General features: G+C 61.6%; 11 protein-coding genes. 7 read left to right on the top strand and 4 right to left on the bottom strand.

Annotated features, from left to right (window positions below; genetic code table 11):
• Positions 1-171 precede the first annotated feature (171 nt).
• Positions 172-1,230: an FAD:protein FMN transferase gene (locus IMW75_RS22335; RefSeq protein WP_205893794.1), complete on the top strand. Its 1,059-nt coding sequence runs from the start codon at positions 172-174 to the stop codon at positions 1,228-1,230.
• A 185-nt stretch (positions 1,231-1,415) separates the two neighbouring features.
• Entirely contained in the window at positions 1,416-2,810 is a 1,395-nt protein-coding gene (gene sthA / locus IMW75_RS22330; protein WP_045062459.1) for a Si-specific NAD(P)(+) transhydrogenase, read from the top strand.
• Positions 2,811-2,852: 42 nt separating this feature from the next.
• Here the strand turns inward: sthA and IMW75_RS22325 are convergent, their stop codons facing one another.
• Both IMW75_RS22325 and IMW75_RS22320 read right to left on the bottom strand, forming a co-directional pair.
• Positions 2,853-3,575: a glycerophosphodiester phosphodiesterase gene (locus tag IMW75_RS22325; protein WP_045062462.1), complete on the bottom strand. Its 723-nt coding sequence runs from the start codon at positions 3,573-3,575 to the stop codon at positions 2,853-2,855.
• Positions 3,576-3,589: 14 nt separating this feature from the next.
• Positions 3,590-4,171, bottom strand: a complete 582-nt coding sequence (locus IMW75_RS22320; protein WP_045062464.1) for a PilZ domain-containing protein — start codon at positions 4,169-4,171, stop codon at positions 3,590-3,592.
• A 94-nt stretch (positions 4,172-4,265) separates the two neighbouring features.
• Between IMW75_RS22320 and IMW75_RS22315 the strand changes: the two genes are divergently transcribed.
• The 3 genes from IMW75_RS22315 (at position 4,266) to IMW75_RS22305 (ending at position 7,515) form a co-directional block, all read left to right on the top strand.
• Positions 4,266-5,516 (top strand): lipoprotein-releasing ABC transporter permease subunit, encoded by a 1,251-nt coding sequence (locus IMW75_RS22315; RefSeq protein WP_045062466.1) that lies wholly within the window; start codon positions 4,266-4,268, stop codon positions 5,514-5,516.
• A 7-nt stretch (positions 5,517-5,523) separates the two neighbouring features.
• The gene (gene lolD, locus IMW75_RS22310) at positions 5,524-6,207 is read left to right on the top strand and encodes a lipoprotein-releasing ABC transporter ATP-binding protein LolD (protein WP_163019364.1); all 684 of its coding nucleotides are present in this window, start codon (positions 5,524-5,526) and stop codon (positions 6,205-6,207) included.
• 63 nt (positions 6,208-6,270) lie between these two features.
• Positions 6,271-7,515 carry a lipoprotein-releasing ABC transporter permease subunit gene (locus IMW75_RS22305; protein ID WP_045062469.1) on the top strand — a complete coding sequence of 415 codons (1,245 nt, stop codon included), beginning with the start codon at positions 6,271-6,273 and terminating at the stop codon, positions 7,513-7,515.
• 221 nt (positions 7,516-7,736) lie between these two features.
• On the opposite strand, the gene IMW75_RS22300 is transcribed toward IMW75_RS22305, so the two are convergent.
• A complete protein-coding gene (locus tag IMW75_RS22300; RefSeq protein ID WP_205893793.1) occupies positions 7,737-9,086 on the bottom strand; it encodes a heavy metal sensor histidine kinase in 1,350 nt (449 codons plus the stop codon).
• A complete protein-coding gene (locus IMW75_RS22295) occupies positions 9,086-9,766 on the bottom strand; it encodes a heavy metal response regulator transcription factor (RefSeq protein ID WP_205893792.1) in 681 nt (226 codons plus the stop codon). The genes IMW75_RS22300 and IMW75_RS22295 overlap by 1 nt, the downstream gene beginning before the upstream one ends.
• 155 nt (positions 9,767-9,921) lie before the next feature.
• On the opposite strand from IMW75_RS22295, the gene copI reads away from it, so the two are divergent.
• Positions 9,922-10,437 (top strand): copper-resistant cuproprotein CopI, encoded by a 516-nt coding sequence (gene copI / locus IMW75_RS22290; RefSeq protein ID WP_205893791.1) that lies wholly within the window; start codon positions 9,922-9,924, stop codon positions 10,435-10,437.
• 149 nt (positions 10,438-10,586) lie between these two features.
• On the top strand, positions 10,587-11,417 hold the full coding sequence (queF, locus tag IMW75_RS22285) for an NADPH-dependent 7-cyano-7-deazaguanine reductase QueF (protein ID WP_205893790.1): 831 nt from the start codon (positions 10,587-10,589) through the stop codon (positions 11,415-11,417).
• The last annotated feature ends 221 nt before the right edge of the window (positions 11,418-11,638 follow it).

Genomic DNA, 11,638 nt, shown 5'->3' with positions numbered 1-11,638 from the left:
TTGTTTGAAAACACGGCGCCTGTGGGCGCGGGCCTGCTCGCGATGGCGTGGGGTCAATCCGCATGGCTGTTGGCTGACGCACCCCTGTCGCGAGCAGCCTCGCTCCCGCAGGTTTTGCGTTTGCCTGACGGGCGCCGGCAGCCCTCGCTCCTCTGCGCTCTGAGGTCCATAATGGCCGGCGCGGTTTTGCGGGGAGATGAAGATTTGTTAACTGGACGGTGGGGTGGGCTTGTGGTGCTGGCCGTGGTTGTGTCCGGCTGCGGCAACGGTGACTCCATGGAAAGCTTCGGGGGGCCCACCATGGGCAGCTCCTATTCAATCAAGTATGTGCACCGCGCCGGCCTGCCCGCACCCGCTGAGGTGCAGGCGCAGGTGGAAACAATCCTCGACCGCATCGACCGGCAAATGTCGACCTACCGCAGCGACTCCGACATCGAGCGCTTCAACCATCTGCCTGCCGACCACTGTCAGGACATGCCCGCGCCTGTCCTCGAACTGGTCCGGGTCGGCCAGCAGCTGTCACAGCAGAGCGAAGGCGCCTACGACCTGACGGTCGAGCCGCTGCTCAACCTCTGGGGATTTGGTCCGCAATCGCGCCAGGAAGTCGTCCCGAGCGCCGAAGCACTGACCCAGGTGCGTCAGCGAGTGGGTTACCGGCATTTGCGCATCGAAGGCGAACAACTGTGCAAGGACGCTGCAGTGGAAGTCGATTTCAACAGCATCGCCGCCGGTTACGCGGTCGACACCATCGCTGCCCGACTCGAGGCCATGGGCATCCACGATTACCTCGCCGAAGCCACCGGTGAACTCAAGGCGGCCGGCCGCAAACTCGACGGTAGTCCGTGGCGCATCGCCCTGGAGGAGCCCCGGGATGACCGCCAGGTCGCGGAGAAAATCATCGCGGTCGATCACTACGCGGTGTCCACCTCGGGCGACTACCGTCATTACTTCCAGCAGGATGGCCGGCGCTATTCCCACACCTTCGATGCGCGCACCGGGGCGCCGGTTTCCCACGCCCTGGCGGCAGTCACGGTGATCCATCCTTCGGCGCTGATGGCCGATGGCTTATCGACGCTGTTGCTGATTCTCGGGCCGGAACGCGGCTGGGACTACGCGGAGAAATACGCTATTGGCGCTTTTTTTGTGATTCGAACCGATACCGGTTTCGTCACAAGAACCAATCAGGCTTTCGAGCGGCTCAGTGGCGCGGCTACCCAAAAAAAGCAATGAACGCTGGCGTTGTAGTGCAGGCAAAACTAGCCTACGACGCGACCAAGGGTTAATGTGCCCGGCGTTGACGCTTCTATAGACTGTGTCCGGGTTCTGCACTGGCCCCAAATTGTTCCTTCACGCCGCAGATGGCGTGATTTAGCCGCAGGTGCCGAGGGCGCCGCGGCCTGTTCTGAGGAGTACGCATGGCTGTCTACAACTACGACGTGGTGGTGCTGGGTTCCGGCCCGGCAGGAGAAGGCGCGGCAATGAACGCCGCCAAAGCAGGACGCAAGGTGGCGATGGTCGATAGCCGTCGCCAGGTCGGCGGTAACTGCACCCACCTGGGCACCATCCCGTCCAAGGCCTTGCGTCACTCGGTGCGGCAGATCATGCAGTTCAACACCAACCCGATGTTCCGGGCCATTGGTGAGCCGCGCTGGTTCTCGTTCCCGGACGTGCTCAAAAGCGCCGAGAAAGTCATCTCCAAGCAAGTCGCTTCGCGCACCGGCTACTACGCCCGTAACCGCGTCGACGTGTTCTTCGGCACCGGCAGCTTCGCCGACGAGCAAACCATCGAAGTCGTCTGCGCCAACGGCGTGGTCGAGAAACTGGTGGCCAAGCACATCATCATCGCCACCGGCTCGCGTCCTTATCGCCCGGCGGATATCGATTTCCACCACCCGCGTATCTACGATAGCGACACCATCCTGAGCCTCGGCCACACCCCGCGCAAACTCATCGTTTATGGCGCCGGCGTGATCGGTTGCGAGTACGCCTCGATCTTCAGTGGCCTGGGTGTACTGGTTGAACTGGTGGACAACCGCGGCCAGTTGCTGAGCTTCCTGGACTCGGAAATCTCCCAGGCCCTGAGCTACCACTTCAGCAACAACAACATCACCGTGCGCCACAACGAAGACTATGACCGCGTCGAAGGCGTGGACAATGGCGTGATCCTGCACCTCAAGTCCGGCAAGAAGATCAAGGCCGACGCCTTGCTCTGGTGTAATGGCCGTACCGGCAACACCGATCAGCTGGGTCTGGAAAACATTGGCGTGAAGGTCAACAGCCGTGGCCAGATCGAAGTGGACGAGGCTTACCGCACCTGCAAGCCGAACATCTACGGCGCCGGTGACGTGATTGGTTGGCCGAGCCTGGCCAGTGCCGCTCATGACCAGGGCCGTTCGGCCGCTGGCAGCATCGTCGACAACCACAGCTGGCGCTTCGTCAATGACGTGCCAACCGGCATCTACACCATCCCGGAGATCAGCTCGATCGGCAAGAACGAGCAGGAGCTGACCCAGGCGAAGGTGCCGTACGAAGTGGGCAAGGCGTTCTTCAAGAGCATGGCGCGCGCGCAGATTGCCGGCGAGCCGCAAGGCATGCTGAAGATCCTGTTCCACCGCGAGACCCTGGAAGTGCTGGGCGTTCACTGCTTTGGTTATCAGGCGTCGGAGATCGTGCACATCGGCCAGGCGATCATGAACCAGCCGGGCGATCTGAACACGCTGAAGTACTTCGTCAACACCACGTTCAACTACCCGACCATGGCCGAAGCCTATCGGGTAGCGGCCTACGATGGCCTCAACCGGCTTTTTTGAGCGGCTCCGGCCGGTGGCCTGAGCCGGCCGGGGAGACCGATTTCAGCAATTCTCGAGCGTGGCGCTGGCCAAACCGGGAAAGTCTGTAATCAGGCTGTCAACGCCGAAGTCGGCGAGCCTGCGCATTAGCGCGGGCTCGTTGACTGTCCATACCGACACATGCAGCCCCTGGCGCTGCGCCTTCTCCAGGCGTTCCGGCGTGCACAGGGTCCAGTTCAGCGCGAGAAACTCACAGCCATAGCTTTGCGCGACCTTCAACGGGTCGAGCCAGGCGTACTCGGCTACCAGCCCGCGGGACACGTCCGGCACCAGATCCAGTGCAGCCTTCAACACTTCACGTGAACTCGAGGTGATGGTGACTTTGTCGAGCATGCCGAAACGCTGGGCCATTTCGCGAATCGCCAGCACGGTGGTGGCGGCGCGGGTGCGCGAAGCGCTTTTGACTTCCAGCTGCCAATGCTCGAAATCGCATTTTTCGAACAGCTCTTCCAGGGTCGGGATCGGGCACGGTTTGATCCAGCCCGGGCCGCCTTTGCGCGCGTCGTAGGTCTTAAGCTCCGCCGCCGTATGTTCGACGACCTTGCCGCGCCGTTCGGTGGTGCGCTTGAGAGTCGGGTCATGAATGACCATCAGCTCGTTGTCCTTGGACAGGTGCAAGTCCAGTTCGCAACGGCGCACGCCGTGCTTGAGGCATTGCTGAAAGCTGATCAGGGTGTTTTCCGGTGCTTCGCCCTTGGCGCCGCGATGGCCGTAGATGAGGGTCACGGTTCTTCCTTAATTTAGAGGCCTGAGTCGTTTTGTTCGCGGGCCAGGCGACGTTCCTGGGCCTGCTTCTGCAAAATGTAGCGGGCGAGCAATTGGCGCTGGGCATCGGTGGGGTGTTCAAACTCGGTGCCGATGTCGTAGCCATCGCCCTTGGGATCGCAATGGGTGACGCGGGCGCGCAGCAACAGGCCAAGGGCTTGCGGCATCAACACCAGCTTGATCGACAGGCGCGCCCCGGCGGCAATCGGCGTGGGGTACTGAAAGTCGACGCCCCCTTCGGAGATGATCACCGGTTGCGGCTCGCCAATCTGCCCCAGCACGGTAATGGCGATCACCTGGCTCAGCAGGTCGATGCGTTTGTTCTGGGATTTCAAGAATGCCGCAAGGTTGCGGTCGCGCTCACTGATCTGGCGCAACAGGTGTTGCGATTCGAATTCGCTCAGGTGCAATTCGCTGAGCAAATTGAACAGTGGAGAAGCATCCTGCAACACTTCCTGGCCCGCGGCTTCGACAGCGGACAAAGGCCGAATTTCCAGTGCGATCGTGTCCTCGATACGGTAGTATTCGCGGCGATCTTCTTCATCTAATGTCGACATGGCGAACCCATGGTAGCGGCGGTGGTCTGAGTGTAAAGCTGGTTATCGACCCCCGCCACAAGGACGTTCCTTTTCCCTCCGAACAAGCCCCGACATGTTCAGACCTCTCTTCGTATTTATTGGCACGCGTTATACCCGTGCAAAGCGTCGCAATCATTTTGTGTCGTTCATTTCCCTGACTTCCATGATCGGGCTCGCCTTGGGCGTGGTCGTGATGATCGTGGTGCTGTCGGTCATGAACGGCTTCGATCATGAGATGCGCACCCGCGTGCTGGGCATGGTGCCCCACGCGACCATCGAGTCCGGTGAACCGATCAGCGACTGGCCAAGCCTGGCGGCCAAGGTCAAGCAGAACCCGCAGGTGACGGCGGTAGCGCCGTTTACCCAGATGCAGGGGTTGCTGACCAACAACGGCAAGGTGTCCAAGGTGCTGCTCAATGCCATCGACCCGGCGCTGGAGCGCCAGGTGTCGATCATCGACAAGTTCATGCTGCAGGGCAAACTCGACGACCTGGCGCCCGGCAGTTTCGGCATCGTCATCGGTGACAAGGCCGCCGCCAAGCTGGGTGCCGCCATCGGCGACAAGCTGACCTTCGTCGCGCCGGAAGTCACCGTGACCCCGGCCGGGATGTTCCCGCGCATGAAGCGCTTTACCGTGGTCGGCATTTTCCATGTCGGCGCCGGTGAGATCGACGGTTACCTGGGCGTCACCAACCTCCAGGACCTGGCGAAACTGCATCGCTGGAAGCCGGATCAGGTGCAGGGCATCCGCCTCAAGTTCGACGACCTGTTCCAGGCGCCGCGTACCGCGTGGAACATCGCCCAGCAACTTGGCGAAGACCGTTACTATGCGCGTGACTGGACCCGTACCCACGGCAACCTGTACCAGGCGATTCGCATGGAAAAAGCCATGATCGGTCTGCTGTTGCTGCTGATTGTGGCCGTGGCCGCGTTCAACATCATCTCCACCCTGGTGATGGTGGTGAACGACAAGAAGGGCGATATCGCGATCCTGCGCACCCTGGGCGCGACGCCACGAACCATCATGGCGATCTTCATGGTGCAGGGCACGGTGATCGGGGTGTTCGGTACGCTGATCGGCGCCGTGGTCGGGATTTTCGCCGCGCTGAACGTCAGCGCAGCGATCTCGGCCCTCGAAGGCCTGATCGGCCACAAGTTCCTGAACGCCGATGTGTACTTCATCGATTACCTGCCGTCGCAAGTGCAGAGCCAGGACGTGGTGATGGTCTGTGCCGCCGCGTTGATCCTGAGTTTCCTCGCCACCCTGTATCCAGCCTGGCGTGCCGCGCGCACCCAGCCTGCGGAGGCGCTACGTTATGAGTGAATTGGGCATGAGTGAAAAAGCAATCCTGAGCTGCCGCAACCTGGGCAAGTCCTACGAGGAAGGTCCGGAATCGGTCGAGGTCCTGGCGGGGCTGCAACTGGAGTTGCACCCAGGTGAGCGTGTCGCCATCGTCGGCACCTCGGGTTCGGGCAAGAGTACCTTGCTCAACCTGTTGGGCGGCCTCGATACGCCGACCCAGGGCAGCGTGTGGCTCGACGGTGAAGAGCTGTCGGCCCTGAGCGAGAAGAATCGCGGCCTGTTGCGCAATCGGTCGCTGGGTTTCGTCTACCAGTTCCACCACTTGCTGCCGGAATTCACCGCGCTGGAAAACGTCTGCATGCCGCTGCTGATCGGCAAGACTGCGATCCCCGAGGCGCGCCAGCGTGCCACGGCGTTGCTGGAGCGGGTAGGGCTGGGCCATCGCCTGGAGCACAAGCCGGCCGAACTGTCCGGTGGCGAACGCCAGCGTGTGGCCATCGCTCGCGCCCTGGTGAACAAGCCTGGCCTGGTGATGCTCGACGAGCCCACCGGCAACCTCGACTCCCACACCGCCCAGGGCATCCAGGACTTGATGCTGGAACTCAGCACTTCGATGCGCACGGCGTTCCTGGTGGTGACTCACGACATGAACCTGGCCCGCCAGATGGATCGCGTCCTGCATCTGCAGGAAGGCCGCCTGACGCCTATCTGACTGGTCGAAACCCGGGGTCTGCAACGACCTCGGGTCATTTATTTTTATACGGTGCCCCAGCGAATGTTCAGACCGTTATCGATCTTCATCGGCGCGCGCTACACCCGCGCCAAGCGTCGCAATCGCTTCGTGTCCTTCATCTCGATGACCTCGATGATCGGTCTCGCCCTGGGCGTGCTCGCCATGATCGTGGTGCTGTCGGTGATGAACGGCTTCCAGCGTGAGATGAGCTCGCGCATCCTCGGCATGGTGCCGCACGCGACCATCGTCGGTGTCAACCCGATCGACGACTGGCAGCCGGTGGCCGCCGCCGCGATGAAAAACCCCGAAGTGACCGCCGCCGTGCCGTTCACCGAGATGGAAGGCATGCTGTCCTACAAGGGCACGATGCAGCCGATCCAGGTCAGCGGCGTCGACCCGGCGCTCGAAGGCCAGGTGTCGATCGTCGCCAAGCATATCGTCCAGGGGCGCCTGGATGCGCTCAAGCCAGGTGAGTTCGGCGTGGTGGTCGGTGAAATCACGGCCCGGCGTTTCCGCTTGAATGTGGGCGACAAGATCACCCTGATCGTGCCGGAAGTGAGCACGGCACCGGGCGGCATCACGCCGCGCATGCAGCGCCTGAACGTGGTGGGCGTGTTCAAGGTTGGCGCCGAGCTGGACGGCTCGATGGCGCTGATCCATGTGGCCGATGCCGCGCAGATGCAGCACTGGCAGCCGAACCAGGTGCAGAGCGTGCGCCTGGCGGTGAAGGACTTGTACGCGGCGCCGAAGGTCTCCAGCGATATTGCCGGCAGTCTCGGCAGCGCCTACCGGGCGGATGACTGGACCCACACCCAGGGCAGCCTGTTCAGTGCGATGAAGATGGAAAAGACCATGATCGGCCTGCTGTTGCTGATGATCGTCGCCGTCGCCGCCTTCAACATCATTGCCACCCTGATCATGGTCGTGAACGACAAGGGCGCGGACATCGCGATCCTGCGCACCATCGGCGCCACGCCACGACAGATCATGGCGATCTTCATGGTGCAGGGCACAGTGATCGGGATCGTCGGGACCTTGATTGGCGGGGTGCTGGGCGTGATTGCAGCGCTGAACGTCAGCGAGCTGGTGGGTTGGGTGGAGCGGGTGAGCGGGCAGCACATCTTCAGTTCGGATGTGTACTTCGTCAGCAACCTGCCTTCGGAACTGCAGGCTGGTGATGTGCTGTTGATCTGCTCGGCGGGGTTCGTGTTGAGCTTTTTGGCCACGGTGTACCCTGCGTGGCGAGCGGCGAAGATCGAGCCGGCGCATGCTCTACGTTATTCGTAAGTCCTGACGCCGCTCCCCCGTAGGGGCTGCCGAAGGCTGCGATCCTTTGATCTTGCTCTTCCGCCGCTCCCCCGTAGGGGCTGCCGAAGGCTGCGATCCTTTGATCTTGCTCTTCCGCCGCTCCCTCGTAGGAGCTGCCGCAGGCTGCGATCTTTTGATCTTGCTCTTAAAAAACAGGATCAAAAGATCGCAGCCTTCGGCAGCTCCTACCGGGGCGGGGGTCAAACTCTTTTTGGCAGCTCAATCGAAAACCGCGTCCAGCCATCCCCCGATTCACACCGAATCTGCCCGCCATGGGCCCTGATGATCGACTGGGTGATCGCCAATCCCAGCCCCGCATGTTCACTGCTGCCTTCCTGGCGCGCAGGGTCCGCCCGGTAGAAGCGGTCGAACAAGCGCGGCAGCAGCTCGGCGGCAATCCCTTCGCCCATGTTCTCGACCACCAGTCCCAACACCTTGGGCTGCTGGCTGATCCGCACGCGCACCTCACCCTCCGCCGGGGTAAACCGCAAGGCATTGTCCAGCAGATTGGAGAGCGCGCGGCGCAGCATGTTGCGATCACCCTCCATACTGGCAGTGCCTTCACGGCTCAATGTCACCCGGGCGTCTTCCGCCAGGGGAGCGAAAAACTCCAGTAGCACATCCACTTCCTGTCCAAGGTCGAGGGGTTCGCGGGTGGGCATCAACAACCCGTGATCGGCCTTGGCCAGGTACAGCATGTCGTTGACCAGCTGCGCCATCCATTGCAGCTCTTCAAGGTTGCTGTGCAGCGCCTCGCGGTAATCCTCCAGCGGTCGCGGGCGCGTGAGGGTGACCTGAGTGTGGGTCAGCAGGTTTGACAGCGGCGTGCGCAGCTCATGGGCGATGTCGGCGGAGAAAGCCGACAGTCGCTGGAATGAGTCGTCGAGACGTTCCAGCATGGCGTTGAAGTGATGGGCCATTTGCGCAAGTTCGGGTGGCATCTGCTCTTCGGGCAATCGGGCGTTCAGCGACTGGGCCGACACCCCGCGCGCCACTTCACTCATGCGCCGCAGCGGCCGCAAGCCACTGCGCGCCGCCCAGGCTCCAAGCAGTGCGGTGGCCAGCGCCGAGAGTCCGACGGTCAGCCAGATCAGGCGCTGCATGCGCTGCAGGAAGTGCTGGTGATGGGTGATGTCGAGCAGCAGGGTCAACTGCGGCGAGTCGGGTTGGCCCGGATAGAGCGGGGCGCTCAGCACTCGATAGTCGGTGCCTGCGTGGCTGGTGGTGGACAAGCCCGCGGTCAGTGGAAGTTGTTCCGGCAGTTGCGCCGAGCTGTCGTACCAGCGCCGGCCGTCAGCCCCGGTGATGCGCAGTGCCAGGTCGGCCTGGCGGCTCAACTCATCGGCTAGCCTGGCCTGGCTGTCGCTCGATTGAATGTCGTGCAGCGCCCGACGCAAACCAATCAATTTGCCGTCCAGCAACTGTTGGTCCAACTCGATGAAATGCGCCTCGCTGGCACGGCTGAACAGCACGCCGGCGATCAGTGACACCACCGCCGTACAGGCAGCGAACAGCAGCGCCAGGCGGCTGCTCAAGGACAGTCGAGGCATCAGGCAGAACGCTCTTCGAGGACGTAACCCATGCCGCGCACGGTGTGGATCAGCTTGTTGGGGAAGTCATCGTCAATCTTCAGGCGCAACCGGCGGATCGCCACTTCGATAACATTGGTGTCGCTGTCGAAATTCATGTCCCACACCTGTGAAGCGATCAGCGACTTGGGCAACACCTCGCCCTGACGGCGCAACAGCATTTCCAGCAAGGCAAACTCCTTGGCGGTGAGGTCGATGCGCTGCCCACTGCGTTCAACCCGGCGACGGATCAGGTCCAGGCGCAGGTCCGCCAGTTGCAAGCTGGTGTCCTGGGGCGGGGCGCTGCCACGGCGTAACAGGCTGCGCACCCGCGCCAGTAATTCGGAGAAGGCGAAGGGCTTGACCAGGTAATCGTCGGCCCCCAGCTCCAGGCCATAAACCCGGTCCTCTACGGCGTCACGGGCGGTGAGAAACAGCACCGGCGTGTCGAGACCTGCGCCGCGCACTGCTTGCAGAATTTGCCAGCCATCGCGCCCGGGCAGCATCACATCAAGAATCAACAAGGCGTATTCGCCGCTCAGTGCCAGCTGTTGACCAGTGCTGCCGTCGGCCACCAACTCGGTATTGAACCCGGCCTCGGTCAGGCCCTGGCGCAGGTATTGGCCGGTTTTCGCTTGGTCTTCGACGATCAACAGTTTCATGGAGAGCTCGGGGTCAATGGAACGAAGGCTTTATACCGTGGGCCGCGCGAGTGCAGGCCAACCTGACAAAGTTGTAATCTGCCTGTCAGGTTACGGGCAGTCGTGTCAGTTTAGAGTTTTCTACAGGCTGAACCTTATCTTGTTGGAGAAGACCCATGTTTTTGCGCAAATCCCTGCTGTTGACCGCATGCCTGCTGGCGCTGAGCGCTCCGGCGTGGGCATCGCCGGCGCAATCCGTCGATTTTGGTCAGCCGGCCCCGGCAGCCAATGCGACCCGCAGCATCGAAGTGGTCATGGGTGACATGTCGTTCGATCCCCGGGCCATCAAGATCAAGGCGGGGGAGACCGTCCGCTTCGTCCTGGTCAATAAAGGCCAGTTGCTGCACGAGTTCAACCTCGGCGACGCAGCCATGCATGCCCAGCATCAACAGGCCATGCTGCAGATGCAGCAAAGCGGCATGCTGACACCGAGCGGCATGAAGGCCATGGATCACGCTGCCATGGGGCATGGCATGAAGCACGATGACCCCAACAGCGTGTTGGTCGAGCCTGGCAAAACCGCCGAGCTGACCTGGACCTTCACCAAACCCACCAGCCTGGAATTCGCCTGCAACATCCCCGGCCACTACCAGGCCGGCATGGTCGGCAAACTAACCATCGAAGCCCCGTAGCCGCTGCGCAGGAGCTGTGTAGGAGCTGTCGAGTGCAACGAGGCTGCGATCTTTCCAAAACCACCCAATTCCCAATTCCCAATTCCCAATCCCCAACAAAACCACTGAACACTGATAGAATCCCCTGATTCTTCAGTCAGGTTTCCGCCATGCATCCTGCAGCCGAACACTCGCCGCTGGGTAAATCCAGCGAATACATCGCCACCTACACGCCGTCCCTGCTGTTCCCGATCCCGCGCACCGCAAAATGGGCCGAGCTCGGCCTGACGGCGCAAACCCTGCCGTACACGGGTGTGGACTTCTGGAACTGCTTTGAGCTGTCGTGGTTGCTGCCGTCCGGCAAGCCCGTGGTGGCGATCGGCGAATTCAGCATTCCGGCGGACTCGCCGAATATCATCGAGTCGAAGTCGTTCAAGCTGTACCTCAACTCGCTGAACCAGACGCCATTCGCTGACACGGCAAGCCTCGAGGCAACCCTGGCCAAAGACTTGTCCGCTGCCGCCGGCAAACCGGTGGGCGTGCGCATCCGCAGCCTGAAAGAGGTGGAGGCCGAAGGCGTCGTCGCATTGCCGGGGGTGTGCATCGACGACCTCGATATCAGTGTCAGCAACTACGAACACCCGCGTCCGGAACTGCTGCGTTGCGATGATTCGCGTATCGTCGAGGAGAGCGTCCACAGCCATCTGCTCAAATCCAATTGCCCGGTCACCAGCCAGCCGGATTGGGGCAGTGTGGCAGTCGAATACCGTGGTGCGGCGCTGGATCACGCGAGCCTGCTGGATTACATCGTCAGCTTCCGCCAGCATTCGGACTTCCATGAGCAGTGTGTGGAGCGGATATTCCTCGACCTGCAGCGGTTGCTCAAACCCGAGAAGCTGACCGTGTATGCGCGGTATGTGCGCCGTGGCGGTCTGGATATCAACCCGTATCGCAGCACGCAAGCCGTGCAACTGCCGAACCACCGCCTGGTCCGCCAATAAAGAACGAATGGGGAGCCCGGTCCCACAGGGAATGCATTGCAAACTGCGCACAATAAAAAGCCCCGCCATCACTGGCGGGGCTTTTTTGCATCTGGTGTCTCGTCCTGAATAAGGTTTACACCTTCTGGCTTCTTATCAGGAAGGTGCAATGAACACGGGCGAAAAACGTAGCCAGAGAGATTACACGCTGACTTTTAAATTGTCGGTTGTCGACCAAGTCG

This window comes from Pseudomonas gregormendelii (assembly GCF_017114825.1).
GTDB lineage: Bacteria > Pseudomonadota > Gammaproteobacteria > Pseudomonadales > Pseudomonadaceae > Aquipseudomonas > Aquipseudomonas gregormendelii.
This window is presented reverse-complemented; position numbering and strand designations above follow the sequence as displayed.

Excerpts from the sequence above, each read along its gene's own strand:
- IMW75_RS22335 (WP_205893794.1), top strand. The coding sequence starts at position 172 with ATGGCCGGCGCGGTTTTGCGGGGAGATGAAGATTTGTTAACTGGACGG.
- sthA (WP_045062459.1), top strand. The coding sequence starts at position 1,416 with ATGGCTGTCTACAACTACGACGTGGTGGTGCTGGGTTCCGGCCCGGCA.
- IMW75_RS22320 (WP_045062464.1), bottom strand. The coding sequence starts at position 4,171 with ATGTCGACATTAGATGAAGAAGATCGCCGCGAATACTACCGTATCGAG.
- IMW75_RS22315 (WP_045062466.1), top strand. The coding sequence starts at position 4,266 with ATGTTCAGACCTCTCTTCGTATTTATTGGCACGCGTTATACCCGTGCA.
- lolD (WP_163019364.1), top strand. The coding sequence starts at position 5,524 with ATGAGTGAAAAAGCAATCCTGAGCTGCCGCAACCTGGGCAAGTCCTAC.
- IMW75_RS22305 (WP_045062469.1), top strand. The coding sequence starts at position 6,271 with ATGTTCAGACCGTTATCGATCTTCATCGGCGCGCGCTACACCCGCGCC.
- IMW75_RS22300 (WP_205893793.1), bottom strand. The coding sequence starts at position 9,086 with ATGCCTCGACTGTCCTTGAGCAGCCGCCTGGCGCTGCTGTTCGCTGCC.
- IMW75_RS22295 (WP_205893792.1), bottom strand. The coding sequence starts at position 9,766 with ATGAAACTGTTGATCGTCGAAGACCAAGCGAAAACCGGCCAATACCTG.
- copI (WP_205893791.1), top strand. The coding sequence starts at position 9,922 with ATGTTTTTGCGCAAATCCCTGCTGTTGACCGCATGCCTGCTGGCGCTG.
- queF (WP_205893790.1), top strand. The coding sequence starts at position 10,587 with ATGCATCCTGCAGCCGAACACTCGCCGCTGGGTAAATCCAGCGAATAC.